This is a genomic window from Anaeromyxobacter sp. SG66 (assembly GCF_022690805.1).
Taxonomy (GTDB): domain Bacteria; phylum Myxococcota; class Myxococcia; order Myxococcales; family Anaeromyxobacteraceae; genus Anaeromyxobacter; species Anaeromyxobacter soli.
In genome coordinates this window covers 163,937-190,227 of the sequence record NZ_JALCZC010000001.1, presented here as the reverse complement: position 1 = coordinate 190,227, position 26,291 = coordinate 163,937, and the positions used below count along the sequence as shown (strand labels likewise).

General features: G+C 70.5%; 24 protein-coding genes. 21 read left to right on the top strand and 3 right to left on the bottom strand.

Annotation, left to right across the window (positions count from 1 at the left end):
• The first annotated feature begins 87 nt into the window (after positions 1-87).
• A protein-coding gene (locus MNZ39_RS00820; RefSeq protein WP_242333172.1) for an IS3 family transposase occupies positions 88-1,247 on the top strand; the annotation gives its coding sequence in 2 pieces (ribosomal slippage) (positions 88-346 and positions 346-1,247; 1,161 coding nt in all).
• A gap of 158 nt (positions 1,248-1,405) precedes the next feature.
• Complete coding sequence (locus MNZ39_RS00815; protein WP_242333164.1) at positions 1,406-2,020, top strand: RadC family protein; 615 nt, start codon at positions 1,406-1,408, stop codon at positions 2,018-2,020.
• A 57-nt stretch (positions 2,021-2,077) separates the two neighbouring features.
• On the opposite strand, the gene MNZ39_RS00810 is transcribed toward MNZ39_RS00815, so the two are convergent.
• Together MNZ39_RS00810 and MNZ39_RS00805 are read right to left on the bottom strand one after the other, a co-directional pair.
• Positions 2,078-2,989, bottom strand: a complete 912-nt coding sequence (locus tag MNZ39_RS00810) for a hypothetical protein (RefSeq protein ID WP_242333161.1) — start codon at positions 2,987-2,989, stop codon at positions 2,078-2,080.
• Positions 2,986-3,495 carry a hypothetical protein gene (locus tag MNZ39_RS00805; RefSeq protein ID WP_242333159.1) on the bottom strand — a complete coding sequence of 170 codons (510 nt, stop codon included), beginning with the start codon at positions 3,493-3,495 and terminating at the stop codon, positions 2,986-2,988. Before MNZ39_RS00805 ends, MNZ39_RS00810 begins: the two co-directional genes overlap by 4 nt.
• A 243-nt stretch (positions 3,496-3,738) precedes the next feature.
• On the opposite strand from MNZ39_RS00805, the gene MNZ39_RS00800 reads away from it, so the two are divergent.
• Positions 3,739-4,077, top strand: a complete 339-nt coding sequence (locus tag MNZ39_RS00800) for a hypothetical protein (protein ID WP_242333157.1) — start codon at positions 3,739-3,741, stop codon at positions 4,075-4,077.
• A 159-nt stretch (positions 4,078-4,236) separates the two neighbouring features.
• Here MNZ39_RS00800 and MNZ39_RS00795 read toward each other — a convergent pair whose 3' ends face one another.
• Positions 4,237-4,440, bottom strand: a complete 204-nt coding sequence (locus MNZ39_RS00795) for a hypothetical protein (RefSeq protein WP_242333155.1) — start codon at positions 4,438-4,440, stop codon at positions 4,237-4,239.
• Between the two features lie 221 nt (positions 4,441-4,661).
• Here MNZ39_RS00795 and MNZ39_RS00790 point away from each other — a divergent pair, with 221 nt between their 5' ends.
• From MNZ39_RS00790 to MNZ39_RS24650, 18 genes are all read left to right on the top strand, one after another.
• Positions 4,662-5,042: a hypothetical protein gene (locus MNZ39_RS00790; protein WP_242333153.1), complete on the top strand. Its 381-nt coding sequence runs from the start codon at positions 4,662-4,664 to the stop codon at positions 5,040-5,042.
• Positions 5,014-5,334, top strand: coding sequence for a hypothetical protein (locus MNZ39_RS00785; RefSeq protein WP_242333151.1), 321 nt, complete (start codon positions 5,014-5,016; stop codon positions 5,332-5,334). The genes MNZ39_RS00790 and MNZ39_RS00785 overlap by 29 nt, the downstream gene beginning before the upstream one ends.
• A 31-nt stretch (positions 5,335-5,365) precedes the next feature.
• Positions 5,366-5,701 carry a hypothetical protein gene (locus tag MNZ39_RS00780; RefSeq protein WP_242333149.1) on the top strand — a complete coding sequence of 112 codons (336 nt, stop codon included), beginning with the start codon at positions 5,366-5,368 and terminating at the stop codon, positions 5,699-5,701.
• Positions 5,698-8,283, top strand: coding sequence for a VirB4 family type IV secretion system protein (locus MNZ39_RS24765; RefSeq protein WP_242333147.1), 2,586 nt, complete (start codon positions 5,698-5,700; stop codon positions 8,281-8,283). The genes MNZ39_RS00780 and MNZ39_RS24765 overlap by 4 nt, the downstream gene beginning before the upstream one ends.
• Positions 8,284-8,293: 10 nt before the next feature.
• Positions 8,294-9,217, top strand: a complete 924-nt coding sequence (locus MNZ39_RS00770; protein WP_242333145.1) for a hypothetical protein — start codon at positions 8,294-8,296, stop codon at positions 9,215-9,217.
• Positions 9,214-10,539, top strand: a complete 1,326-nt coding sequence (locus MNZ39_RS00765; RefSeq protein ID WP_242333143.1) for a hypothetical protein — start codon at positions 9,214-9,216, stop codon at positions 10,537-10,539. Before MNZ39_RS00770 ends, MNZ39_RS00765 begins: the two co-directional genes overlap by 4 nt.
• 32 nt (positions 10,540-10,571) lie before the next feature.
• Entirely contained in the window at positions 10,572-11,300 is a 729-nt protein-coding gene (locus tag MNZ39_RS00760) for a hypothetical protein (RefSeq protein ID WP_242333141.1), read from the top strand.
• Positions 11,287-12,198, top strand: a complete 912-nt coding sequence (locus tag MNZ39_RS00755) for a DUF2381 family protein (RefSeq protein ID WP_242333139.1) — start codon at positions 11,287-11,289, stop codon at positions 12,196-12,198. Before MNZ39_RS00760 ends, MNZ39_RS00755 begins: the two co-directional genes overlap by 14 nt.
• A complete protein-coding gene (locus MNZ39_RS00750) occupies positions 12,195-14,468 on the top strand; it encodes a protein kinase (RefSeq protein WP_242333137.1) in 2,274 nt (757 codons plus the stop codon). The genes MNZ39_RS00755 and MNZ39_RS00750 overlap by 4 nt, the downstream gene beginning before the upstream one ends.
• A gap of 13 nt (positions 14,469-14,481) precedes the next feature.
• Positions 14,482-15,126: an outer membrane beta-barrel protein gene (locus MNZ39_RS00745; RefSeq protein ID WP_242333136.1), complete on the top strand. Its 645-nt coding sequence runs from the start codon at positions 14,482-14,484 to the stop codon at positions 15,124-15,126.
• Between the two features lie 229 nt (positions 15,127-15,355).
• Entirely contained in the window at positions 15,356-16,480 is a 1,125-nt protein-coding gene (locus MNZ39_RS00740; protein ID WP_242333134.1) for a nucleotidyltransferase, read from the top strand.
• A 453-nt stretch (positions 16,481-16,933) separates the two neighbouring features.
• Positions 16,934-17,680, top strand: coding sequence for a hypothetical protein (locus MNZ39_RS00735; RefSeq protein ID WP_242333132.1), 747 nt, complete (start codon positions 16,934-16,936; stop codon positions 17,678-17,680).
• 282 nt (positions 17,681-17,962) lie between these two features.
• On the top strand, positions 17,963-19,801 hold the full coding sequence (locus tag MNZ39_RS00730) for a type IV secretory system conjugative DNA transfer family protein (protein WP_242333130.1): 1,839 nt from the start codon (positions 17,963-17,965) through the stop codon (positions 19,799-19,801).
• On the top strand, positions 19,798-20,052 hold the full coding sequence (locus MNZ39_RS00725) for a hypothetical protein (protein WP_242333127.1): 255 nt from the start codon (positions 19,798-19,800) through the stop codon (positions 20,050-20,052). Before MNZ39_RS00730 ends, MNZ39_RS00725 begins: the two co-directional genes overlap by 4 nt.
• On the top strand, positions 20,049-21,407 hold the full coding sequence (gene dnaG / locus MNZ39_RS00720) for a DNA primase (protein WP_242333126.1): 1,359 nt from the start codon (positions 20,049-20,051) through the stop codon (positions 21,405-21,407). The genes MNZ39_RS00725 and dnaG overlap by 4 nt, the downstream gene beginning before the upstream one ends.
• A complete protein-coding gene (locus MNZ39_RS00715; protein ID WP_242333124.1) occupies positions 21,395-22,528 on the top strand; it encodes a replication-relaxation family protein in 1,134 nt (377 codons plus the stop codon). Before dnaG ends, MNZ39_RS00715 begins: the two co-directional genes overlap by 13 nt.
• A 59-nt stretch (positions 22,529-22,587) precedes the next feature.
• Complete coding sequence (locus MNZ39_RS00710; RefSeq protein ID WP_242333123.1) at positions 22,588-25,527, top strand: hypothetical protein; 2,940 nt, start codon at positions 22,588-22,590, stop codon at positions 25,525-25,527.
• A 14-nt stretch (positions 25,528-25,541) separates the two neighbouring features.
• Entirely contained in the window at positions 25,542-26,159 is a 618-nt protein-coding gene (locus MNZ39_RS24650) for a hypothetical protein (protein WP_305037309.1), read from the top strand.
• Positions 26,160-26,291: the final 132 nt, after the last annotated feature.

The following is a 26,291-nucleotide window of genomic DNA, read 5'->3' as shown; positions in this document are numbered from 1 at the left end:
GCCTGGGCTTGATCCGGTTTTTCGGACACCGAGCGAAAGGCGGATACGGTGTCCCGCATGAACCAACAGTCGAAGCCGGCGAAGGCGATATCACGTCGCCCGCGTAGGTCGTTCACGGACGAGTTCAAGGCAGGGGCGGTGCGCCTCGTCCTCGACGAGGGGAAGACGATCTCGGCGGTGGCGCGCGACCTCGACATCCACTCCTCGGTCGTCGGGAGCTGGGTCGAGCGGGCGCGAGCCGACCGGTCGAAGGGGAAGACCGGCCTCACCACCGCAGAGCGGGAGGAGCTCGCGAAGCTGCGCAAGCAGGTCCGCGAGCTCACGATGGAGCGCGACATCCTAAAAGAAGCCGCGGCCTACTTCGCGAAGCACCAGCGGTGAAGTTCGCCTTCATCGCCGCCAAGATGGCCGAGTTCCCGATTACGGTGCTGTGCAAGATCCTGGAAGTCTCGAGGGCGGGGTTCTACGCCTCCGTCGGTCGTGCGCCGCCGCCGCGCGCGGTAGAGGACGCGAAGCTCGCGGTTCTCGTCCGTGAAGCACATGAGAGGAGCCGGAGGACCTACGGCAGCCCGCGCGTGCAGGCCGAGCTCGCCGACACGCACGACGTTCATGTGAGCCGCAAGCGCATCATCCGGCTCATGCAGCAGCAGGGCTTGAAAGGGCGCGTCCGGAAGCGCTTCAAGTGCACGACGAACAGCGACCACGACCAGCCGGTCGCGGCGAACCTCCTCGACCGCAACTTCGAGGCGGACCGGCCGAACCAGAAGTGGGTCGGCGACACTACCGAGCTCGTCACGGGAAACGGGAAGCTCTTCCTCGCTGTCATCCTCGACCTGTTCTCGAAGTGCGTGGTCGGCTGGTCGCTGTCGCCCGTGAACGACCGCCACCTCACGCTCGCGGCGCTGAAACGCGCCATCGTTCAGCGGTGCCCCGGCACGGACCTCCTGCACCACTCCGACCAGGGCAGCACGTACGCGAGCGAGGACTACCAGGACGTGCTCGAGGCGCACGGCATCACCTGCAGCATGAGCAGGAGAGGCGAGGTCCTCGACAACGCGGCGATGGAGAGCTGGAACTCCACGTTCAAGGTGGAATGCGGGGAGCGGTTCGACACGAACGAGATCGCGGAGGCGAAGACGTTCGACTACATCGAGGTGTTCTACAATCGGCAGCGGCGTCACTCGGCCATCGGCATGGTGAGTCCGGCCGAGTTCGAGAGGCGGTATCGGGAGAAGCAGGCAGCTTAGTCAAACTGTCCGCGGAACCGGATCAAGCCCAGGCCGAAGGGCGCGCCGGTTCCCGTGCCGGGCTCGCTGAACCTCCCTCCCGCGCCGACGAAGGTCGTCGCGCGGCCGCCCACGATCCGCCGCGCAGCGGCGCAGGCGCAGGCGTAGGGGAGGACGCCATGGCCAAGAACCTGGTCCGCGAGCGGCTCCTGATGGACGGCCCCCGGGCGCTTTCCGACGCCGAGCTCCTCACAATGCTCGGCGCCGGCGGTGCGGCGAGCCGGGCCGTGCCCGAGCTGGCGTGGCTCACAGTGGCCGAGCTCCGGCGGCTCGGCGTCGGCGAGGCGCGGGCGGCCGCGCTCGCCGCGGCATTCGAGCTCGGCCGGCGAGGCGCGTGGGCGCCGCCGAAGCGCGGCGAGCGCTGCCTCGACCCTGGTCGCGTGTATGAGCTCATGCGGCCGCTCGCGCACGCGCCGGTCGAGGAGTTTCACGTCGTGCTGCTCGATGTGCGCGGGCGGCTCATCCGGACCGAGCGCGTGGCACAGGGCTCGGTCTCGCAGTGCCCGGTGAGCCCGCGCGACACGCTCCGCGTCGCCGTGCGCGAGGGCGCCCACGGGATCGTGTTCGTGCACAATCATCCATCCGGTGATGCGTCTCCGTCGCCGGACGACGCCGACCTCACGGAGCGGCTCAGGGCGGCGTCCGACCTCGTCGGCATTCTCGCGCGCGACCACGTGATCGTCGCGTCCGGCGGGTACTTTTCATTTGTCGAGGCGGGCCGCTGGCGACGGTAGGTCGCGATCGCAGGCGCCCAGACCCCGGAGCGCGCTGAGCGCGGGAACCCCAATCTGCTAAGTGGTGGTCGCCTTCAGCGCCTTCTTCGAGTTGACGCGGAACCGGTCCGTCGTGAGGGAGGATTTCAGGAAGTCTTGGTCTAGAAGTCGCAAGAAGTCCTTGAACTCGGACTTCGTGGGAGGAACGTCAAGGCACTTAGCGCCGGCGACCGTTCTCTGCGACACGCGAATCCCGAACTCTCGTCCTGCGCGTACTACGTGTTCCGGCTTGATAATGCGAAGAATGCCCCGCGCCTCAATCGCCCCGATCTTGCGCCGCGTCCACTTGTCCGATATCCGGATCAAGGCCTCAGCGTCGTCGACCGCGAAGAGCTTATGACGCAGAAACGTGCGGACCTGCGGGTCGGTTGCCTCGCTGAACACAGACGAAAGGTCTAGAAACCGCCTGACGGGCGGCTCGGATGGGAAGAATAGATCGCCGTCTTTGAACACCGCCGTGAGGGCGTCTCGGATTACGAGACCGCTACGTTCCTCGCGCCTGAACTGCTCGCCGCTCATGAACAAGGCGACACGCTGGCGTTTCAGGAGCTGGCGGTTGTCTATCGCTTGAAAGCAGAGCAGTGCGTTGTTCGTCGCGCCTTGCGGAACTGCGACAAGAGCTCGCACGTTGCCTGTGTCAATATGATCGTCGGTCAGACGCGGAAGGTCGATCGCCGTAGTCAGGTCCGGGAAGGACTCCGGCAAAGCGAAATCATGGATGACGAGGAGCTCGTCGTCGTCCGGCTTATAGCTCGGATCGTAGTCGACGTGCGTAGCGCGATCGATCCCAAACGCTTCGAACTGCTCTGCGAACGAACCGGAAAGCTCGCGCTGCAGTTCGGCAGTGACGGGTAGGCCGCACACGTCCGGCGCGTCCGGCCTTCCAGTGATCGCGAAGAAGTTCCACAGTCGTCGAAGGTTGAGCGTCACGGAACTTCCAGCCAAAGGGTGTCGGAAAGCCTGATCACGGTTGACGCGCGGTTCGCACGGACACCGGACTTCGCGATCAGGAGCGCTGCGTCCCCTCGTTCACGCGGCACTTCGTAGAAGCGGTAACCGAGCATACCCAGTAGCGGGTTAACATGCACCATTTCGGACTGATACAGCACGATAGCAACGAGCGCGATGAATCCCCAAAACGCGAATGTTGCTGCACCGCCCTGTGACGGTGCGACGAGCGGAAGGGCATACGAAACGAGAAACGCGAGCACGTCCTTGTCGACGTTGCGGCGTTCTGTCGGGGGAAGCTGAATGCGCTCACCTCGCGCCGTGGCGACCTTCAAGACCAAGATGCACGCGGCCGTCAACCCAGCGGCACCGACGAGCCACGGCACTGCGGCTCGAGGCGAAGCTGGAAGAAACGAAAGGCCGTACACGAGGGCCACCGGAGCCAGCGAGGTCGAGACGAGCAGTGCGTGAGCAAATCGGTTCAGCATGGCGGACTCCGACAAGCTCGAGCTTCGCGCTCAAGCCTGCGACGAGCATACTGCTCTAATCGGACACATGCCCCTACTGGGGCGTGACGCCGTGCTCGCGCACAGAACAGAGCGCCCCAAAGCCGATGCGGGTCGGGGTTCGCGAGCCATGACATGGGATGTGTGGCGTCGCGCAGAACGGTCTGGCATAGTCAGCCGAACGCCACCGGAATGTCTGCCGGATGTAACGCGTTGCGAGGGCGAATGGCCAGAGAGAAGGCAGCTCGCGAGGAGTCCCCGTTCCAGAGCACCGAGAAGGTCATGCAGACGTTCCGCATGACGCGGGAGCTCGTGACGTTCCTGAAGGGCGAGGCCGCGGCGAAGGGACTCGACCTCACCGCGTACGTCAATCGGATGCTCGAGGGCCTGCGGACCTGGTTCGGCCTTCCGGACGCGGCGTCGCACCTGCTGGAGGCGGACCGCGAGGCGCTGAGGATGGGCCGGTACGAGTACATCCTGCACGTGCTCTTCCAGCGGAGCCTCGAACTTCGCGAGAAGGGCGCCGGTTTCGACGCGCCCGGCGCGGAGCGGAAGAAGCGGTAGGAAGCGTCGACGCCCGATCCGCGGACGCCTCCGGGGGTGCAGCGTGCGCGGCGAGGGCGGGAACGAGGCGGGGGGGAACCATCGTCCCCGCCCCGGCCGGCACGGGCGCAGACTACGCGAACAGCCGTTCTCCGTCAGTAACTCGGGAGCGCGCGGCGATCACGCGTTGTCGTTCGACCCATCACCCCGCTCGACGGCGCGCGCGGCGCGCCGCGCCTGCTGGCGCGCCTGCTTGTGCTGGTAGCGTCGCAGCCACCGGTTCGAGCGGACTGCATACCCGCGACGCCTCCGCAGTGCCGGCCCGGCTTTTTCGCGGGCCATGATCTCGTCGGCGTGGCGCTTACCTCGCGTGTACGGCTTCACGGTCGCTCCGATCCCGCGCCTCCAGGGCGCGTGATCGGGCGACTGCGCAGGCGTGCTTCGTCGCGAGCGGAACCGGCACGTCCCGCTGTGTAGCGCGCGCCTCGGGCGTCGTCCGCGGTCTCCGAACGCATCCCGCTTGGAGCCCGGCGGCCGCCGGAGCTTGCGCCGTCTTGTGCGCGGGCGTATGACTGACAAACGACGTTCAACGAGGATGCGACCGCATGGCGAACCCCGGCACCTTGCATCGCGACACGTGGCGCAAACTCATGCGCCTGCCGGGTCCCGCGCGCTCCGCGGGGCTTGCGCTACTCGGCTCCGCCGCGGTCCCTGCGGCCGCCGTCATCGTCGCAGCCACCGGCGAGTCGCGGGTCGCGCGATTCCTCGAGGCGCATCCCGCCTTCGTGAACCTCGTGGCCGTGTGCGTGGCCGTCGCCGCGGTGCTCGCCCTCGAGCGGCCGCACTCGGCGTCGCCGCTCGCGTATGCGCGCCAGCTGCGCGCGCGGTTCCTGGAACTTCAGTCCACGCTCGACGCCGATACCCGGCGCCGCCCCGGAGAGGGGAAGGAGAAGCAAGATGAACTCGACGTCTCGTCTGAACCGTGACCGCGCGGCTCGCGCCGTGCTCGCCGCCCAAGTCGCTCTCGTGCTCGTCGTCGCCGTTACGCCGGAGCTCGCCTTCGCGCAGTCGACCATGCCCGGACAGCAGCTCCTCACCTTCGCGAAGAACTTCATCATCGCGCCCATCGCGCTCTTCGCGATCGTGATCTCGGGGGTGGCCGCGTTCATCCGGCCCGACCTCATCAAGACCACGGGCTACATCGCGATCATCGCGGTGATCCTCTACTTCCTGCTCGCGAACGCCGACCGCCTCATGCAGGCGATCCGCGCCGGCTGACCGCGCTTTCGAGAGCGCAACCGGAGCCGCCATGCGCGCGCCCGTGTACCGGAACCTCGACTCGAGGAGCACCTTCCTCGGGCTCGTCTTCCCTACGGAGTGGATGGCCGTCCTCGGGTCCGGCTGGCTCGGGACGGCGCTCGGAGCGCCGAACGTCGGCGCGGCGGCAGGGCTCGCCATCTACCTGGTCATCCGGATCGCGGGGTACGGCCGGCCGGAGGGCCACCTGCAGCACTGGGTCGCGTGGCGCCTGCGGCAGCGCGTGGCGGCAGGCCGGCTCACGGCCGCGGCGCGAGCGCCGCTCCAGCGGTTCCCGTTCGGTCCGTACGACTGGCGGGACGTGCCGTCCCGCGGAGGCCGGCCGTGATCCGCGAGAGCCCGCTCGCGGGCCTCATCCCGCTCTGGCGAACCCTGCGCGAGGGCGGCGTGACCGCGCTCGTCACGCCTGCGCTCGACTACGTCGGCGGGCTCGAACTTGGGACGCTCGACGTCCGGTTCGCGGGCGAGGACCAGATCGCCGGGATCGGCGAGGCGCTCCGGAGCCTCGTCGCCTCGCTGGACGACGAGACCACCCTCCACTTCATCCACCGGATCGAGGAGGGCGCCGAGGAGGACATCCGCGAGTACGAGGGCGTCGCGGCCGCGGCCGACGCGCCGGCGCTGCGCGAGTACGTCGCCGCGCGCGCGCGGTGGCTCCGGTTGCAGCGGCTCCGGCGCGCGCGTGTGTACCTCTTCTTCTCCGGGCCGGGCGGCCTGAAGCAAGGCATCGGGCGCGGGCTCCTCGGGGGGAAGCTCCTCTTCGGGAAGGCAGCCCAGCTCGCGGAGGCGGAGCACGCGCGTCGCCTCGGCCGCCTCGCCCAGCTCCGGGACCGGGTCGCCGCGCGCCTATCGGCGGCGGGCATCCCGTCGCGCGAGCTCGACCTCGAGGACGTGTGGCGCCTCCACTACGAGCTCCTGAACCCGGTGCGCGCGCGGGCCGGAGCCGTGCCACCGCGCGTCCGGCTGAAGGACACGCTCTGGTCCGAACGCGCCGTGAAGGACGGCGGCGTCCACCTCGCCGAGTACACCGAGGCCGAGCAGCTCGCGCACGAGGACCTGGAGGACGGTCGCGGGCACTTCCGCCAGGGCGCGAGCTGGCGCCGCGTCGCTACGCTCAAGGTCTTGCCCGAGAGCGGGACCGACTACTTCGCCTGCGAGCCGCTCCTCGGGCTCGCGACCGCGCGCGGGCCGCTGCCGTACACGCTCGCGGTCGACGTTCACGTGCGCACGCAGAAGACGGCGCGGTGGCTCCTCAACAACCAGCATGCGCTGGTCGAGAGCCTTCGCGCGGTGATGCCCTTCCTCGATCGCCGCACCGTCGAGTCGGAGGAGGCGGACCGGGCCAAGCAGGAGGCGATCCGGGGTCTCTTCGAGGAGCTCGCGGCCATGAGCACCAAGGTGGTCGCGCTCTCCGTCTCGATCCTCCTCGATGCGGCGTCGCTCGACGAGCTCGACGCTGCGACGGAGGCGGCCCGGAGCGCCTTCGCCGCCGCCGGCAACTCCGAGCTCCTCGTCGAGGAGGTGACGCAGGTGCCCGCATTTCTCTCGATGCTTCCGGGCGCGGGCCGCTACCAGCTCCGAAAGAAGGGGTGCACGAGCCGGAACGCCGCCGACTTCCTGCCCGTCTTCGCGCCGTGGCGCGGGAGCGCACGGGCGTCGAGCGTGCTCCTCACGCCCACCGGCGAGGCGTTCCGGTTCGACCTCTTCGACAAGTCGAGCGGCGTGAACGCGCACCACGGCATCGTGGTGGCGGACACCGGGTCCGGGAAGAGCGTCACCCTCGGCGCGCTCACGCTCGACGCGCGCGCCGCCGGCGTCGAGGCGATCCTCGTCGACAACGGCAAGTCGTGGAAGCCGCTCACCGAGCTCCTCGGCGGCGTGCACATCCCGGTGGACCTCTCGACGTCCATCTCGCCGTTCCTGTCGTACGCGCAGCTCGCCGGCACCGGCACCGAGATCTCGAACGAGGAGATCGAGCACGTCGTGCAGTTCCTGGAGGTCTGCGTCGCCGACCGCACCCGGCCGCCGTTCGACAAGGTGGAGCGCGACGTCGTGTCGCGGGCGATCCGATGGGCGTACGACACGCGGTTCCGCCCGCATCCCGAGGAGCCGCCGCTCGTCGGCCACTTCTCCGAGGCGCTCGCGGCGCACCCGTGGACGCACCCGCAGGACAAGGCCATCGCGGACGACCTCGTCCGCCGGCTGGCCATCTACTGCACTGGCATCTACTCCGAGTTCCTGAACCGGCCCTCGCAGCTCCGCTTCGACGCACCGCTCCTCACCTTCGACCTCGCCAAGATTTCCGAGAACGCCGGGACGAAGGCGGTCGCCATGGCGACCATCATCCAGGCGATCACGAACCGCGCGATGTCCCGCAGGACGCGGACGCTCGTCGAGGTCGACGAGGGCCACGAGTACCTCGGCGCGGACGACGCCACGGAGCGGTTCCTCGGTGGCTGCTACCGGAAGATGCGGAAGTACGACACCGCGATGTGGATGATCTCGCAGAACCTGAACGACTTCCTGGGTTCGCGGGTCGGGCGAGAGGCGATCGTCGGGAACAGCACGATCCGCATCTTCCTGCGCCACCTCGCCGGGAAGCACCGGGCCGTCGTCGAGCACTTCGGGCTCTCGCCGCGGGCGGCCGCGGCGTTCGCCGGGCTCGAGATGAAGCCGGGCTGGTTCAGCGACTTCCTGCTCATGTACGGGCCGCGCACCGCGGTCGTCCGGCTCGCGCTGCACCCGCTCGCCTACTGGATCCTCACCACCGACAAGGAAGACCAGGACTTCCTCGCGCGCGCCGCGGCGAGGAACCCGTCGTACGACCGGCTCGCGCTCCTCCAGGAGCTCGCTGCCCGGTACCCCCACGGCGTCGTCGGCCGGGAACGGTCGACGAGACCCGCGGCCTGAAGGAGGAGCCATGCGCGTCCGGATGTCCCGAAAGGTTGGCCTCGCGGTCCTGCTCTCGGTCGCGACCGTGTTCTACGCCGCGCGCGCCGCCGCGTTCTTCGACGTCGGCGGCGACGTGATGCTCGCGGAGATCCTCGCGAACACGACGAAGCAGCTCACCGTCATGACGCAGAGCCTCGCCGAGCTGCGGAAGAGCTACGGCGAGGTGAAGCGCGTCGCGGCGTACGCGGACGACGCCGCGGCGGCAGCGCGCTCGTTCCGGAGCTTCTCGGCACGCCGCTTCGGCGAGCGGTTCCAGGCGGACCTCGAGGCCGCGTATCCGGACCTTGAGCGGTTCCGCTCCGAGGCGCTCGCGGCGAGCGGCATGGGAGCGAGCCCGTGGGCGCAGGGCACCGGTACGCTCCGGCAGCTCTCGAGCTACTGCCTCGCCGATGCGGCGGCCGGCCGCCCCGTGTGCGTCCAGCTCCGGGGCGAGCTCGAGAACGCGAACCTGCTCCGAGCGCTCGCAGCGACGTTCGCCCCGGCGAACGCGGGAGCGCAGGCGAAGGCGATCGACGCGGAGGTCGCGGCGACGCTCCGCGCCACCGCGGCCGAGGCGCGCGCGGGCGACCTCCAGAAGGCGCGCCTCCGCGAGCTCCTGCGCCAGTGCAACGGGGCGAGCGAGTTCGGCGATTCACACGAGGCGGCGCGCTTCGCCGAGGAGTGCCAGCTCGCCGCCCAGCAGGCGCAGGTGCTCCACCTCGAGGAGGGGCAGGAGACGAACGTGCGGCTCGCCGAGATCGCGCGGCTGCAGGCGCTCGCGGTCGAGCAGAAGAACGCCGACCTGAAGCGCGAGCTGGCCGAGCGCGCCGGGCAGCGGGCCGCGCTCACCGCCGGGCTCGAGACGCTCGTCGGCGAGCGCGTGACGATCCGGACGGGAGGCGTGCAGCCGTGACCCGGAACCGCGCGATGCTGGGGCGGGTGGCCCTCGGCGTGGCCCTCACGCTCGCCCCGGCGCTCGCCCTCGCGGGCACCGCCGGGTCGACGCGGGACCTCGTCCTCGACTTCGAGCGCTCGGGCGTCCTGAAGGACCTCCTCGGGAAGACGCTCGCAGTCGCGAAGAGCTTCCTCTTCCTCTCGACGTTCCTCGCCTACGCGATCGAGGCGTTCGGGAGGTCTCCGGTCGCCGGCCGCGACTACGCGGCGGTCACCTGGCGCATCGTGGTCGTGCTGCTCCTCCTCTGGAACTACCAGGCGGTGTTCGGGGGCGTCGTCGGGCTCCTCGACGGGCTCGAGCGCCAGGTGGCGCCGCCCTCGACGTGGAAGGCGTTCATCGAGGAAGCGACCGAGATGCGCGAGGCGCTCGAGGACGTCGCCTCGAACGGCGAGAGAGCCGGCGCTCAGGCCGGTTCGGCGGGGGCCATCGTGTCCGAGCCCTCGGGGATCACCGCGTGGGCGTACGACGCGCTCATCGCGTGCATCCAGCTCGTGGCGGAGGCGGCGGTGTTCCTCGTGAACTGGCTCTCGAGGATCCTCACGGCGACGCTCTTCGTCATCGGCCCCCTCGCGCTCGTCGCGGGGATCCCGCGGGTGAGCAGCACCGGCACGCGCTGGTTCGTGCGGTTCGTCACGATCGCGAGCTGGCCCGTGTTCTCCGGTGTCCTGCTGTCGGTGCTCGTGACGCTCGGCGCGCAGGGGGCGGTCCGCCGGACGTACCTCGAGTGCCTCGTGGCGGCGCTCGTGATGCTGGTGACGGCGCTCGCGACGCCGCTCCTCGCAAGCCATGTCATCGGCGGCGCGCTCGACAACGCGGCCTCGCACGGGTGGAGCTCCGCCAAGGCGACACAGCATGACGCCGTTCGGCCGGCGCTGAGGCTCGCCGGCGGCGCCGCGGGGCGGGTGGTCGCGCTCGGCTCCGCCGCAGCGCATGCGCTCACGGGTGGCGGGAGCAGCGCGAGCGCCGCGAGCGGCGCAGCAGCTGGCGGCGGCTCGGGTGGAGGAGGCGGCTCGCTACCTCCCGGCGCGCGCGGGAGCAGCGGAGCCGTCTCGAACGCGCCGGGTGGCGGAACCGGCGCGCGCGGCCGGTCGCGAGGCACTCGCCGCGGCGGGGCGGCAGCGCAGCCTGCATCCGAGCCGGCGGGCGCCGCGCCCGGCACGGCGGAGCAGGGCGGGGTCGTCGCCAACACGCCGGCGCCGCCGCAGGTGGATCGGCCCGCGCCCGTGGCCCGCCCTGATGGGGCGAACGGCCCCGCTGGGGGCGGTGGCGGCAAGACGTGAGCCCGGGTGATCGGATGGAGGCGCCTGCCGTGGTGAGGACGACAAGACCGGACCCGAGGCCGCCGGGCTCGCCGCCCGCCGTGTGGGCCGCGTTCGTCGCGCAGAACGCGTGGAAGAGCTGGACCATCGTCGGGCTGCTCACGGTCCTGGTGCTGCTCTGCATCGCGCTCGTTCGCCTCGCGAGCCGCCCGCCCGAGTTCGTGATGGTCGACGCGAACGGCCGGACCACTCCGGTGCGCCGGTCGGTCGCGACGGACGCGCTGCTCAAGTTTCTCGCCGACCGGACGCGGCCGCCGGAGGTCACGATCGTGCGGTTCACGCGGGATTTCCTGCACCTCGCGCTCGGCCTCAACTCGAGCACGGTCGAGGCGAACTGGCCCGCCGCGCTCGCGATGATGGCGCCCGAGCTGCGTGAGCGGATCGCTCGCGAATCGGCCGCGAAGCGGCTCGTCGAGACGTACCGCCTCGCGCAGAGGCGGACCGAGCTCTCGTTCGACGAGATCGTGGTCGAGGACCAGGCGCCGGCGCACGTCGTCGTCCGCGCCACGATCACGCGCCGCTCGCTCCCGCTCGTCGATGGTGGTGGTTCGCCGGAGACCGATCGGGTGCAGGTGGAGCTCGTGGAGCGCGTCGTGCCTGCCACGGTGGACAGCCCTGATGGGCTGGAAGTGGCCGAGTGGCGGCTCGTTCCCTTCGCTCTAAGCGAAAATGAGGCCGCACGGACCAGCGGAGGACTGGAGGCGTCCCGTGACGAGAGGTAGCCCAGCGCTGCTCGTGGCGTGCGCGGCCGTCGCGTGGGCCGTCGCCGGCGCCGCAGACGCGGCCGAGAAGCGCGAGCTGCGCCGCCGCGCGCTCACGATCGACGACGCCAGCCTCACGTCGGTCCCGGAGATCCGGGTCGCCGGCGGAACGCCGACCATCCTGACCTTCGAGGTTCCCGTCAAAGACGGCGGCGCCGTCCTCGCCGACGTGCGCGGCGTGTTCTTCCCGCCCACGCAGACCGACCGGACCGTGATGCTCGTCCCGAAGTCGGACCTGTCGCGCCCCGAGCCGCTCAACGTCTCGCTCGCCGACGGGACGGTCCTGACGTTCAAGCTCGTCACCGTTCCGGGCGAGGCGGACGTGCAGGTGGACGTCGCGGTGGCGCTACGCGAGCGCGCGTCGCCGGACTCGGCCCAGGCGCTCCGGATGATGAACGAGCAGCTCCGGAGCGAGCTCGACGAGTGCCGCGACGGCGCGGCGAACGCCGGCGCGACGAAGCTCGCGGCGCTGCTCCTGTCGCAGAGCCTCGATCAGCCGCAGACGTTCGAGCGCCGCCCGCTCCACGCGGGCGACAAGCAGAGCCGTCTCCTCGTCCAAGGGCGCTGGGCGTACCGGATGCTCGGGCTCACCTACATGATCTTCACGGTCGAGAACCGTGACCCCCAGCGCTCGTGGGTGCTCGATCGCGTGGACGTCCGGCTCACCGGCGGTCGCGACGCGGTGGACGTGAAGGTCGTCGCCGCGCAGCCGGAGCTCCCCATCCTGCCGCCCGGGACCGCGGAGCGGGTCGTCGTCGCGTTCGAGACGCCCTCCGTCTCCGTGTCGCAGCGCTTCAAGGTGACCTTCCACGAGAAGGACGGGCCGCGCCTCGTCGCGCTGGAGGGACTCTCGCCGTGACCGCGCCCGCCGGGATCGACCCCTCGTATCTCGAGAAGGGCACCCGGATCGGCGCCTACGAGGTCGTCGACAAGCTCGGCAGCGGCGGCTTCGGCTGCCTGTGGAAGGTCCGGCGCGAGGGAAAGCTCTACGCCCTCAAGATCGGGCGGCAGCGGCTGTCGGAGCTCGACGCGGAGGACCGCGAGCACTACCACGAGCGGCTCGACCGCGAGATCGCGGCGCTCAAGACGCTCCACCACCCGAACATCGTGCGTGTCCACTCGTTCGACTGGTGGCCCGAGCTCGAGAGCGGCTTCCCGTACCTCGTGATGGACTTCATCGACGGGCTACCCCTCTACGCCTGGCGCGAGCACGCCACGCCGTCGCTGGCGCGCGTGTGCAGCGCCTTCGAAAAGCTCGCCGCGGCCATCGAGCACATGCACGCGCTCGGCATCTACCACCGCGACTTCAAGAGCGACAACGTGCTCGTCCGCGCGGACGGCGAGCCGGTGGTCATCGACTTCGGGATCGCGAGGCCGCATCTCGCGCTCAACCTCACGCGCGCCGCGAGCGTCGGGACGGTCACCTACTACGCGCCGGAGTACGCCCGGTACTGCGACTCGGCCGCCTTCTCGCGCGGCGAGCCGTTCGACTGGAAGCCGACGACCGACCTGCACGCGGTTGGCTACATGCTGTACCGGGTCCTCACCGGGATCCGGCCGTTCCCCCTCGACAGCGCCGCGCTCGAGAGCGAGGCCGCGGTCCTCATCGCCATCAAGAACGAGATCCCGCCGCACCCGAGCGACGTCGATCCGCGCGTCCCGCGCACGCTCGGGGACGTCGCGATGGCGCTCCTCGAGAAGGACGCGGGGAAGCGGCCGCAGTCCGCGCGCGAGGTCGCGGAGCAGCTCCGCCGCGCCCGCGACGCGGGAGCGGGCGACCGCGCCTGGACCGACCCGTTCGACGTCGACGGCGCGGGTGTGGCCCCGGCTGCCGTCGAGCCAGACGCGGCGGGCCAGGTCGTCGAGGCCGCCGAGAAGCTGTCCGAGCACCGCGCGCCGCCAGCCGACGAGGCCGAGCTCGGGGGTGGGGGAAAAGCGCAGCCGAGGGACGAAACTCCGCCGCGACCGGGTTTCGACGTGCCGACGCGAGCATGGCAGCGTCCCTTCGACGCGGGCGAGGGTGCGGCGGCCCTGGAGCCACCTTCGCGTGAGGCGGATCCTGTCCCGAGCGCGGTGCGGGAGGCGAAGGCGCGGCTCGCCGCGAGCGCACCGCGGCGCGGCCCTGGGCGGCTCGCGATCGCGGCGGGCGCGGTCGTCGTAGGCGTGGTCGGTCTCATCGCCATCGCTGCCAGCATGGACGGACCCGAGACGCCGACGCGGACCGCGCTCACGGACGTACCTGCCCGCGAGCCGTCCGTTCCTGCGCCTGAACCCGTCGCGGACCGATCCGGAGGAACTCGCCAGGCGGCGGTCCCCACCGTGCGTGAGCCCGAGCCGCCCAGCGACGCGGCGCAGATCGACGAGGCGCTCGCGCGCGAGTTCGGGCGGCCCCGGGTGCTGCCGGATGGTCGCCTCGAGATGAAGCCCGCGGAGCCTCGCGCCGCGCCCGCACGGCGGCCGCAGGCACGCACCGTCGCGGCCGATCCGACGGCGGGCGGCGACGAGAAGGCCGAGACGGCAGCGCCGGAGCCGCCGCGGGATCCGCCGTGGCTCATGCGCTCGACGCGCCTCGTGTCGTCGTCTTCGGCGGCGCCCGCGGCTGCGGCGGCGAGGCCGCGCGGCGTGCCGCTCGGCGCGCACATCAAGGCGAAGCTGCTCACGAACCTCGACAGCCGGACGATCGGGAACGGCCCGGTCGAGGCCGTGCTCGTCGTGCCGCTGCTCGTGCGCGGGGAAGTGGTCCTCCCGGCGCGGACGCTCGTGTTCGGGACCGCGACCGAATCGAGTGGCCGCTTCAACGTGCGTTTCACGAGGCTCCGGCTCCCGGACGACACCGAGGTCGAGTTCGAGGGCCTTGCCATCGCGCGGGACGACGGGAAGCCGGGCCTCGCCGCGGCGCGGCGGATCGAGGGGGAGGCTCCGCGGGCTCCCAGGCTCGGCGCGCAGCTCGCCAAGGGCACCGGGAACATCCTCCTGGACACGGTGACCGGCGGGCTCGGCCAGAACGTCGCCCGGAACGCAGGGCAGGCCGCGCTGAACCACGAGCGCCCGGTCGAGGGGGGCAGCACCTACGCGCTCTTGCTCGACTCGGGGGTCGTGTTCGACGTGTGGGTGGAACGAGCCTTCTGAACGGGGTCCAACGGTGGGCATTCGGGCCGTCATCGTCGCCGCTGCACTCGGTCTCGCGCCCACGCTGGCCGCGGCCGACCGTGGCGCGCTCACGCTCGAGCTCGGCCCCGCGGTCTCAGCCCTCGCGGCCTCGCCATCGCAGGGAACCGGCTCGAGCACGCTCGGAACCGGAGCCGGCGGTACAGCGGGGATCCGGTACGCGATCTCGAACAGCTTGGAGCTCGCCGCGATCGGGTTCTGGGAGGCCCCGGTGGATTACTTCCACTCGGGCGTGGAGATGGGAACTGCCACGGGGACGGTGCGAGGGACGCTGTCGGAGCGGACGCAGCGATACGGCGGGCTCGCCGGCGTCCGCTTCATCCACGGCTATGTCTGGCGACTGCACTTGGGCGCCGACGTCGGCTGGGCGCACGAGAGCTACACCCGGCGCGACCTGATCGACGTTTCGACTCCCGGGAACGAGCACAGCTTCGGCCTCGGCCTCCGGGACCGCGCGACGGACGCGCTCGTGCTCGCCCCGGTCGCAGGGGTCGAGTGGCAGTTCACGGACCACTGGACCGTCTCGGTCACGCCGCGCGTGGAATTCCTGCTGGGCGGAACGAGCCGAATCGGACTGCTCGTGCCCGTCAGCGTCGGGTACAGCTGGTACCTCTTCTAGAGAACCGAATAGGTCGCATCACGGCACCTTGCTGGATGGATTTCGGGTTTGGCTGGCCGGGGTTGTGCCGCAGGTCACAAGGCTCCTTCGTAGCCTGCGGTAACGCATGGCCTTGGCGACCGGCGACGTAGTCAGTCTCGTGCTCGAAGCGTCTTGGTCCCAGCCGAAGACGCGTCCGGGCGGTCCGGCGGTCCGGGTCGTGTCGGACCCCGATGCTATACCCGTGCCCATGCTCGGGCACTCGTTCACCGCTCCGTGGGCCGGCTCGCAGGACCACGACTACCTACTGTTGCAGGTAGCCGAGTCGCTGCAGTTGACGAAGTCGCAGTTCGAGGCGGCCGAGGCGGCGTACAGGTCCGTCTCCTCTTGGCTCAACGCGGACGACACCGCACTTGCGAGGCTCAGGCCGTTCATCTTCCCGCACGGATCCGTAGCGCTTGGCACGACGGTGAAGCCACGGCGTGGGCAGAAGGACGATGAGTACGACGTCGACTGCGTCTGCCGGCTCGCTTCGACGTCGCTGAGCTCCATGGAGGTCTATGCGCTTGTCCAGGCGCGCCTCATGGCGCACGAGACCTACCGGAGCATGCTGGAGCGGAAGAACCGCTGCCTGCGCCTCAACTACAGCGGCCAGTTCCACATCGACATCCTGCCCGGTGTCCCCACCGGGGTCCGCACCGAGCTTCTGGTCCCCGACCGCGAGATCAAGGAGTGGACACGGAGCGATCCCGAAGGGTTCGCGAAGTGGTTCAAGGCGCGGGCGGAACGGCCCCAGCTGATCCGGGCCGACGCGCAGCCGCTTCCCGAACCGGCCCCGGCTCGCGACAAGCCTGCTCTGGCCATCGCGGTGCAACTCGTGAAGCGCCGTCGCGACATGGTGTTCGACGGCAGCGAAGATGCGCCCCGATCCATCTTGCTAACCACGCTCGCGGCGCGCGTCTACAACGGCAGTTACGGCGTGGGCGCAACGCTGGCGCAGGTCGTCGCCGGGATGGCTTCCGAGCTGCGGCGCTCCGTCGGCAGGATCGCCGTCCCGAACCCCGTGAACGAGGCCGAGGACTTCGCGGAGTCGTTGGATGACGCGAGGTACGAGAAGCTTCGGGCGTTCATGTTCGCCTTCGAGCGCGAGATCGCGGGGCTTGCCACAGCTCACGGCGAAGATCTTCGCGAGGCCATGAAGGAGATGTTCGGCGCGGAGCCGACGGTCACGGCATTCGAGCGATGGGGCGAACTGCTTAACAAGCGCCGTGTCTCGCGGACGCTGACGGTTACGGGCGCCGGCAAGGGGGCCCTCGGCGTGGTCTCCGACGTGAGCGCGACGAAGGTGCCGAGGCACGACTACTTCGGTGCCTAGGTACATCCGCGAGACACCGCTGAGCATCGCGCGTCAGGCTGCGGCCCTGCGCGCGGACTGGCCGTCACTGTCGGTGACTGCGTGGCGCGACGAGCTGAAGGCGATGGGGGAGTTGCAGCCAACTCCGATATCCACCGTCTTCAAGGTGAGCATCACGTACCGCGTTGGTGATGCACCCGAGGCGTTTGTTCACTCGCCCGCACTGGCGCGTCGACCCGAGCGCCCCGACGAGCCGGTCCCGCACGTATATCCGTGGGAAGGCGGGGCAGAGGGGCATCCGTGCCTGTTCAGGCCCTGGGGCAACGAATGGCACGCCGGGAAGGCGATCTCCCGCACCATTGTCCCTTGGCTGCTCACGTGGCTTGCGAACTACGAAGTGTGGCGTGCGACAGGGAAGTGGCTCGGAGGAGGAGTCTCGCACGGTCTCCCCAAGACGAAGGGCGCGAGGTCGACGTGACGAAGGACCAGTTCATCCAGATGGCGGTCGAGAGGGGCGCCGACGCCCTCTGGTTCGTTGCTGGGGCGCTCACGACGGCGGCGTGGCAGAACCGCACGCGGCTCTGGAACGCGGCGGTGTGCGCTGGGCCGTTCAGGACGAAGTCCGTGCGGATCTCCGCCGCGTACCTCATCAGGATTGAGATCGACGGGAAGCACCTGCTCGTTCGTGGCCACCGTATCCGGGACCAGTTCCAGCCCGTCGGCGGCGTGTACAAGTACCTGCCCCACGCAAAGAGCAAGCTGGAGGATCTCGGCGTCACGACCGATCAGTGCTTCCCCGTCGACGAAGATAGCCGGAGCGATCTACGGATCAGGGTTCCCGGGAAGAACGTCGCAAAGTTTCTGAGGTGGTTCGACGAGAGCCGCGATCGCGAGTGCAACCCGTGGCGCGAGTTCTTCGAGGAGCTTGTTGAGCCCGGGCTCCTCTCTCGTGAGGTATTCCCTCACGCGCAGTTCCGATATGTGAAGCGAGACGAGCGCCCCGTTCGCTGGAGCGCGGAGCTGGAGACGCGCGAGATCCTCGTGTTCGACGTCTTCGAATTGGTCCCGACGCCCGAGCAGGAAGCTGAGCTTCGCCGTCTCGCTGCTGCCCCGGGGCCCGATCACGTGTTCGCCGCCGAGGCACGGCTTCGCCGGCGCGGATTCCAGGCGGGTGCGGAGCCTGCCGAGAGGATCGCGCCTACTGCCGAGTGGATGCTGTAGTCCTCGGGCGCGATATCGCGATCGGCTTTGCGCGCCCATTCAGGTCGCCACAGCGTTCGCCATCAAAGGGCCGGCGCGCTCGCGCCCATCGCGCCGGCAGCAGGTGCGGCCGGCGGTTCGGACCCCTGAGCCCCTCAGCCCTGCCCTCGAGGTCGCTGCTGGAGACTCCGGCCACTCACGGCATGGGCGGCGCCTCGTTGGGTGCGATCGTGGAAAGCCGGTTGACTGTCAAACGTAAGCGAAATAGAACGCTAGACGACAGCACCCCGCTCCGGAGTCTCGATGCAGCAGCCGAATGCCCCCTCCGTCTCGGTTCCCGCACGCGTGGCGGTCGCGGTCATCACGCTCACGGTGGGCGCGGAACTGGCGCTTCGCTGGCAGCGCGACGGCGTCGAGGTCCCGGTGCCATTCGTGCGCGAGCTGTTGGCCGAGGCGGAGGGTCGATGGCTGCCGCTCCGCTCCTGGGTGCTCGCGCACGAGACCACCGCGCTGCTCCTGGGCGTTGCGGGGGTGGCCGGGGTCCTGCTCGCGTACCGGACCGGCCTCCTCGTGTGGCGAAACCACGTGATCGCACGAATCGCCGGCACGCACTTCCGCGCCGACGACCAACGGTTCCCCGCGCGCGCCGTGGACGTCCTCGCGGAGATCCGACGCCGGCCGGCTGGCCACACCTTCGTCGGCCTATCCCCGCGGCGGACAGCGCTCGGCTGGCGCTGGAAGCCCGTCTACCTCTCCGAGCGCCAGCGCACGACCCACCGCCACGTCCTCGGCAAGACGGGCTCGGGCAAGACCGAGAGCGTCCTCTGGCCGCAGGTCCTGCAGGACGTCCTCGACGGCAAGGGCTGCGTCGTGATCTCGGGGAAGGGGAGCGACGAGGAGGTCGCCACGATCAAGGGCATCGCGCAGGTCGCCGGGCGCGAGGCCGACCTCCGCGTCTTCGCGCTCCCGGCGTGGAACCAGCCGGCTCTCCCGAGCCACACGTACAACATGGTCTGGGTCGAGCCGTGCACGCCGGAGAGCGGCGGAGGCGATCCGGTTGCGGTCGCGGAGCGCGTGTTCTCGGTCCTGCCGCTCGGCGACAACCGCTACTACAACACGCAGGCGCAGATCATGTTCACCAATCTGTGCCGCCTGCTGCACGGGATGGTGGACGCACGCGGGTTCGGCCAGCCCTTCACGATGCGCGACCTCGCGGTCTGCCTGAAGGGCGTCGGGAACAAGAACCCCGCCTGGCGCGGCGCCCTGGACCACTGCCTCGCGCGCTCCCGCGACCAGGAGGCCGCACGCGAGGTCGTCTCGCAGATCGACCGGCTCGGGCACGAGATCCACAAGGCGCTCTCGGGCCTCGTCGGCGCGGTCGACAAGTTCCAGGCGCCGCTCGTGAACGCCTACGCACCGGACATCGTGATGCGCGACGTCCTCGAGCAGAACCTCATCGTCTACGTCCAGCTCCCGTCGAACCTCTTCAAGATCCAGGCGCCGTCGCTCGGGAAGGTCTTCCTGATGGACGTTCAGCAGGAGGGGAGCTTGCGGCAGGTCTTCCGGGCGACCCGGAACCAGCGACCGTTCAGCGTCGTGGTGGACGAGTTCGGCCGGTTCGCGGACCTCTCTTTCGTCGACTCGCTGAACCAGCTCCGCGACGCGAACCTCCAGTTCACCGTCGCACACCAGTCGCTCGCGGACCTCGAGCTCGTGAGCCGCGAGTTCGCGAACTCGGTCTGGGACAACACGCGCATCAAGGACGTGCTGAATCAGGACAACCCGGCGCTCTGTGAGATGGTCGCGAAGAGCATCGGGACGCACCAGGAGGTCGTGAAGACGGTCCGTGTCGAGGCTGGCCCGCTCTTCACCTCGCTCGCGACGCGTGAGGCGTCCACTCGGCTCGTCGAGTCCTACAAGCTCCACCCGAACCGCATCAAGAACCTCGCCAGCTGCGGGCAGGGCTTCCTCTACACGGACTCGACGCTCCACCCGGTCTGCTACGGGCAGCTCCCGCCGCTTCGGGCGGCCTACCCGCTGGTGTCCCGCCCGGAGGCGACGGTCGCCGGGCTCCACCTGTACGAGCGGTTCATCGGGCGCGCCGCGCATGGCGCGCGCGAGGAGGATCGGAGGTCGGCATGAGCGCAGCGCGAAAGCAGACGGAGTCGAAGCAGAGGATCCTGAAGGTCGGAGGCACGTACCTCGATCGCTCGCGCGGGGTCCTCGTGACGCTGGAGGATCACGAGATCCACGGTGGTCGCCGGACCGGACGCGTGGTCGTGGCAGCGGCGGACGGCGTGCTCCGGTTCCCGAGGCGGTGGTACTGCCGCGAGCCCGACCTCGTTCCGCCTCCGCGGAGCGCCGCGATCGGCACGGCGGGAGCGCAGTCGTGATCCCCGGGGCCGTCATCGAGGAGCTGCGCTCGCGAATCGACCCTGTCGAGGTGATCGGGCGCAGGCTCGAGCTGCGGAAGACGGGGAACTCGTTCTCGGCGAGCTGTCCCTTCCACGCGGACAAGACGCCGAGCTTTCGCGTGTACCCGGACTCGAGGCGCTTCAAGTGCTTCGGGTGCGGCGCACGGGGTGACGCGTTCGAGTTCCTGCAGCGGTTCGAGGGGAAGGACTTCAAGACCGTCGTCCGCGAGCTCGCGGCCGAGGCGGGAGTCGCCGTCGAGGGCGACGCGCCGCGCGGCGTGGCCGCACCGGCCACGGGCGCGATCGTGCGGGCCTGCGAGGCTGCACTGGCGCACTGGACGCGCCGACTGTGGGGTCCCGAGGGTGAGCCGGCGCGGAAGTATCTCGCGTCGCGAGGCGTGGACGAGCCCACCGCGAAGCGGTTCCGCCTCGGCTACGCGGCGCGGGAGTGGCACGACCTCCACTCCGCGCTCGTCGCGCAGGGTATCCCCGAGGACGATCTGCTGCGGGCGGGGCTCCTCCGGGAGAGCACGTCGAAGGGGCCGCTCGCGCACGATCGGTTCCGGGGCCGGGTCATGTTCCCGTTTCTCGACGGCCGGCGGCGCGCCGTCGGGTTCGCGGGCCGCATCATTCCCGCGACGGGCGACGGGGCGCAGGCCCCGAAGTACCTGAACGGCCCGGAGACGCCGCTCTTTAGGAAGGGCCACCTGCTCTTCGGCCTCACGGAGGCGGCAGCCGCCATCCGGAGCAGCCGGCGCGCCATCCTGGTCGAAGGGTACCTGGACGCGATCGCGCTCGCCCAGGCCGGGCGGCACGAGACGATCGCCGCTGGCGGTACCGCGGTGACGGAACACCAGCTCTCGCTCCTCCAGCGGTCGGGCGCCGAGGAGCTGGTGCTCCTCTTCGACACCGACGCCCCCGGGCTGGACGCCCCGGCGCAGGTCGCCCCTGCGCTCCTCAAGGCGGGCCTCTCGACGCGGATCGCGCGCCTGCCCGGGGCGGCCGCCGCCGACCCGGACTCGTTCCTGCGGGCGCACGGGCTCAGGGCGCTGGAGGTCGCGATCGACGCCGCGGCCCCGCTCACGGAGTGGCTCCTCGAGCGCGCCATTGCGTCCCGGACCGCGAAGGCGCCGACGAAGGCGATCTCGGTCGAGCAGAAGCTCCTCATCGTGCGGGATCTTCGGCCGTTCGTCGCCGCCGCGCCTGCGGGCCTCCCGCGAGCGCTCTTCGAGCAGCGCATCGCCCGCCGCCTGGAGCTCTACATCGTGGCGCTCCGCGCCGACCTGGCGCGCGGCCGAGGGCGATCGGCCGGAGGCGAGTCGTGGCCCAGGTGAGAGGGACCATCCTCACCGAGCGCGATCGCGCGTTGCTCGCGTACGTGGGCGTGGCCCGCTACGTGTCCGCCGAGCACGTCCACCGGCTCGTCGTCGAGAGCCCGAACCGGAAGCTCGTCTACCGGCGCCTCGCGAAGCTCTGCGCCGCCGGGAGCCGGCCCGGCGATGGCGCGTACCTTCGTCGCCTCGAGTTCAGGCGCGCCGAGGGGACGGCGGTGCCGGTCTGGGCGCTCGCGTCGGCGGGGCGAGCCATCGCCGAGGAGAGCGTCGCGTACCTGCGGCCGCCGGCGCAGAAGGACGTGGGCCACCAGTTCCTCGAGCACACGCTCCTCCTGAACGACGTCCTCGTCGAGCTCGCCGTCGCGCTCCGCCGGTCTCCGGTGGCGCCGGTCTCAGAGCTGCCGTTCCGATGGCTGTGCGAGGACGACGGCGTGCTCGAGTTCGAGATGTTCCACCGGCACACCGGCGCGACAGCGCCGGCCGTGCTGAAGCCGGACGCCATCCTCGAGGTGCCCGGCCACCAGCGCCGGCTCTTCCTCGAGGCGGAGACCGGAGCGCACAGCATCGCGACCGCGAACCCGGGGTCCCACGGCGCCGTGCTCAACAAGCTGCAGCGCTACGCGCACTTCTTCACGGCGATGGCGGGCGCCGGCGCGACGACGTACTACGCGCGCGCGTTTCCCGACGGGCTCTTCCCGGTCCTCGTGTTCCTGGTCCACTCGTCGGAGCGGAAGCGGCGCGTCGAGAAGGCGACGAAGGACTGGCTCGGCGCGCAGGGGACGAGCTCGTTCCGCGTCCGGGTCCTCTCGTTCGACGAGGCCGCCGGCGTACTCGCCGGGTTCATTCGCGACGGGCGCGCCGTCGCAGCGGCAGAACAGCGCAGAAGCGCCTCCGCCCGCCTCGATGGCGCCAAGGCTCGTCAGCTCCGCGAGGGGTACAACGCGCTCGCCGAGGCGCTGAACGCGACCCGCCGCGCCATCGCGGAGCACAACGCGCGCGGCGGGTGCCAGGTGTCTCTGCCACCCGCCCCGGTCGAGGCGCTCCGCGCGCTCAAAGACCTCATCCGACACGACCTGCTCGGGGAGCCGCACTCCGCGCGAAAGGGTGCGAGCATTCGATGAGCAGGAAGGGCGCAGACCGGGCGAGCGGGCTTCCGCGGGCAACCGCGAAGGAGGGGGCCATGAGTCCGAGGTCTCGGAGCTTCTTCGTGGCGTTCAACGCCGTCGTAGCGATCGGCGGCTTCACTGCCTGTGGTGGCGGAACGCAGGTCACCACGAGCCCGCTTCCTGAACGGATCGAGGTACGCGTCAGCGCGGGCGCCCCCGTCGCGGGGGCGGTCGTGACGGTGTACGCGATCTCGGACGTGACGGGTCTGAAGGACGAGACCGTCGGCGGGGGCGGCGTGCTCGGTTCGGCCGGTCCGACCGATTCGACGGGGGCGGCCACGATCACGCTCGCGTCGCGCAGCTACTCCGGGCCGGTCCAGATCGTGGCCAGCGGGCCGGCGCTGTTCTACGCGGACCCGACGGTCGCGGCGGAGAGCGGTTCCTCTGCGGCGGTCATCCAGATCCCGGCCACGTTCTCCCTCTCGTCATACGTGCCGCGCTTCTCGACGGTCGCGCCGGTCGTTCCGGTGACGCTCCTCACGACGCTCGCCGATCGCGCAGCGCTCGCGTGGGCTCGAGGCCGGCACCCGGCGCAGCGGACGCCCAGCACGATCACCGCCGCGCTGGGCGCGCGAGACCCGCTGTTCGTGGCGCACGTGACGAAGGACGCGGCCGCGTGGAGCCCGTCCGCGCTCCGCAGCACGGTGCCCGCGCCGCTCGCGGCCGGGCCGCAGACGCTCGTGGACTCCACCTACGCCGCGCTGCTCGACATCGCCCTGAACCAGCTCGCTCACGACGTCGCGGCGAGGGCCGGCTATGGCGCGAGCTCGAACGCGATCACCGCCGTCACGCTCGCGCAGCTCCTGCAGGACGACCTCGACGCGGACGGGCGCTTCGATGGGCGCGGGGTCGGAGGCTTGCTGCTCGCGACGCCGGGCAACCCGCCCGTCGCGCTCGACGAGCAGACCCTCCGCGTGCCGCTCGCGCTGGCGCTCGACACCTGGATCCGGAACAGCGCGGCGAACAGGAGCGGGATCGGCCAGGCGGATCTCGTGAGCGCGAAGGTCTACGAGGCGCTCACGACGGATGCCTCGGACCTCTTCGGCGGCCCACCGTCGCCAGGGACGTTCGACCCGGTGGACCGCTCCCCGCCCGTGCTCTCGTTCATCGCGAGCGCGCCGGCGTTCACGAACCAGCAGACGCTCATTCTGGCTCTTTCGGCGACGGACGCGACCGGCGTGAAGGGCGTCTTCGCCCAGGCGGGCGGCACGCGGTTCACGGGAACAACCGTCGACGGCGGCTGGAACGTCCCCGTCGAGCTCGTACCCGGGCACAACATCGTGACGATCTGGGCGGAGGACCTTGCCCAGGCCGCGAACACCGGCCTGGGCGCGACCGAGCCGCACCAGTTCACGCTCGACATCCTGCTCGACACGGCGCCGCCGGCCGTCCTCCATGACGCGGCGTTCCTCTCCTACATTCCCGAGAAGCTCGTCACCGTGGCCACGAACTCGGATGGTACGGCGGAGGTACCGGCCAGGCCCAACTTCGAGGCGAAGTTCAAGGAGGCGATCTCGACGAACGGCGAGATCTTCAAGATGGCCACGAGGCTGTCGGCGGGTGGTTCGCTCGACGTGGCGGAGCTCGAGGGCGCGAACACGCCGAACATCCCCGTCCTGCGGTTCGCCGTGCACCACGACCCGACGATCGAATCACCGATGGTCGAGGCCACCTACTCCGTACGGCTCGAGTGCGCGGGCTGCTCGTATCCCGCCCGGTCCGGTGCACTCCTCCCGAGCCCGACGTCGACGCCGAGCTTCCTGTACTTCGTCCTGCCGCTCGCGACGGAGACGGTGCCCGACCTGGCGGACGTGACGGGGACCGCGTCGGTCGCCGTCACGCTGTCCTTCCGCGATGCGGCGGGCAATGCGGCGCCCGAGGTGGATGGGGGGACGTACACCTTCCACGTGGTCGGCCCGGCGCTCGCCGTGGCCGAGGACCTGGCGTACCCGCAGGCAGGCGATCCGAAGAGCACGTTCATGTATCCCGCGAGCGCGGCGCGCTACGCCGCCCTCTTCGATCCCGCGGCCACGGGCTTCCTGCCGGACCGCCGCGTGCGCCTCGTGAAGTACGTCATCACGAACCCGTGGCCCGTGCCGGTGCTCGCCGAAGTCCGGCTCGACGGCGGTGCGTGGAACGCCACCGAGACGTGGAGGGGCGAGATGCTCCGCATGCCAGGGCTCGCCTACAACGCGGACGGCATGTCGTTCGCCGGGATCACCGACTGGGCGGCGACCTGCAACGGGATCCCGACCTTCCCGTGTGGCGGGACCGCCGCGGATCAGGACGCGAAGTATCCGGTCCACTTCCCGGGCTCGACCACGCAGTACAGCTGCGACACGAAGCCAGGAGTTTCCGGCTCGACGAGCCCGTGGGCGTCGGCGCCGGCCGACATCGTCGGCACACAGCAGGCCGCGGCGGCGCCGGAGCTGCGGGCGTTCGCGCCAGGCGGCCCGTGGGACGCGACGCCGGCGACGAGCCTCGGTGGACAGCTCGTCGTGCCGGCCGCGACCGCGACAGCGCCGGGCCGCGTGCACGTGTACGTGACGCGCCCAGCGGGCCTGGGTGGGCGAACTATCCCGCTGGCGTTCGGTACGCTGAACCCGAGCTCGCCCGCTGCGCGGTTCGAGACGTGGGAGTGGGACCACTGGATGGACACCGACCCCTCGCGGCTCTCGTGCACGTACCAGACGTTCACGCTGGTCCGCGACTGCGGCCGGTGCGGCTACTACTCGCTGGGCTGCCTCATCTGCGCGGTGCCGATCACGATCACCAACAGCTATCGGCACTGGTGGGCGTACCGGCACATCCGCTACCTCGCGGGCGGCGCCGACAACCTGGCCGGAGCGCTCTCCGTGTCGTCGCAGGGGCTAGTGGCCGATGGGACGAGGCCCTTTGGCGAGCCGTCCGTCCAGGCGAGTAGAATCGAGGTCGGACGAAGCATCGCCCACTGAGGACCATGGCCAACATGCGCGCCCCTCTCACGGCCCTCCTCGCCGTCGTCGTCCTCTCCGCATGCACGGAGGGGCCCAAGGGAGATCCCGGCCCCGCAGGACCCACCGGCTCCACGGGTCCGACAGGGCCGCAGGGAGCAACGGGCGCCACCGGACCCTCGGGCGCCGCGGGGCCGGCGCTCGTCGTGACGGACTCGCCCCCCGGCGGCGCGCCGCCCAACGTGATGGGGCCACTCGTCGGTTTCGACCAGGTCGCGGGGACGGTCGCCTTCTTCAGGGAAGGTATCGTGTGGACGATCGACAGCGGGAACGGGGCGATCAGCTTCGCGTTCCCGCAGGGCTCGACGTTCTTCTTCGAGACCTCGAACTGCACGGGCACGGCGTGGGTGAACACGGGCCCGGAGCCGGTGCCGTTCCAGGCGCCGCTCTGCCAACGCGGAGCTGGGCCCCTCGGGACCTGCGCGGGCTCGTTCGTGCTCGACACCGCGAGGAGCCCAGTCACCGTCAACTCGCATGTCGATGCCACGGGGGCGTGCGTGCAGGAGACGATGACGGGGACGCTGACGTCGGTGAGGGCAGTGGCGTCGCCGGTGAACGCGGCGAACTTGCCGCTGGTCGTGCGCGAGCGGTAAGAGCCCCGACGCGCTCGTACCGGTAGCGCAATCTAGTGGTCGGCGCCTCTCGCAGGCGCCTCGCCCGGCGGGCCACTCTGTTCGCCCAGCTGCGGGCAAAAGGGTTAGACTCGGCGCTCGACGAGGTGCTCA

Excerpts from the sequence above, each read along its gene's own strand:
- MNZ39_RS00790 (WP_242333153.1), top strand. The coding sequence starts at position 4,662 with ATGGCGAACCCCGGCACCTTGCATCGCGACACGTGGCGCAAACTCATG.
- MNZ39_RS00710 (WP_242333123.1), top strand. The coding sequence starts at position 22,588 with ATGAGTCCGAGGTCTCGGAGCTTCTTCGTGGCGTTCAACGCCGTCGTA.
- MNZ39_RS00780 (WP_242333149.1), top strand. The coding sequence starts at position 5,366 with ATGCGCGCGCCCGTGTACCGGAACCTCGACTCGAGGAGCACCTTCCTC.
- MNZ39_RS00725 (WP_242333127.1), top strand. The coding sequence starts at position 19,798 with ATGAGCGCAGCGCGAAAGCAGACGGAGTCGAAGCAGAGGATCCTGAAG.
- MNZ39_RS00800 (WP_242333157.1), top strand. The coding sequence starts at position 3,739 with ATGGCCAGAGAGAAGGCAGCTCGCGAGGAGTCCCCGTTCCAGAGCACC.
- MNZ39_RS00730 (WP_242333130.1), top strand. The coding sequence starts at position 17,963 with ATGCAGCAGCCGAATGCCCCCTCCGTCTCGGTTCCCGCACGCGTGGCG.
- MNZ39_RS00740 (WP_242333134.1), top strand. The coding sequence starts at position 15,356 with ATGCTCGGGCACTCGTTCACCGCTCCGTGGGCCGGCTCGCAGGACCAC.
- MNZ39_RS00805 (WP_242333159.1), bottom strand. The coding sequence starts at position 3,495 with ATGCTGAACCGATTTGCTCACGCACTGCTCGTCTCGACCTCGCTGGCT.
- MNZ39_RS24650 (WP_305037309.1), top strand. The coding sequence starts at position 25,542 with ATGCGCGCCCCTCTCACGGCCCTCCTCGCCGTCGTCGTCCTCTCCGCA.
- MNZ39_RS00785 (WP_242333151.1), top strand. The coding sequence starts at position 5,014 with ATGAACTCGACGTCTCGTCTGAACCGTGACCGCGCGGCTCGCGCCGTG.
- MNZ39_RS00770 (WP_242333145.1), top strand. The coding sequence starts at position 8,294 with ATGCGCGTCCGGATGTCCCGAAAGGTTGGCCTCGCGGTCCTGCTCTCG.
- MNZ39_RS00815 (WP_242333164.1), top strand. The coding sequence starts at position 1,406 with ATGGCCAAGAACCTGGTCCGCGAGCGGCTCCTGATGGACGGCCCCCGG.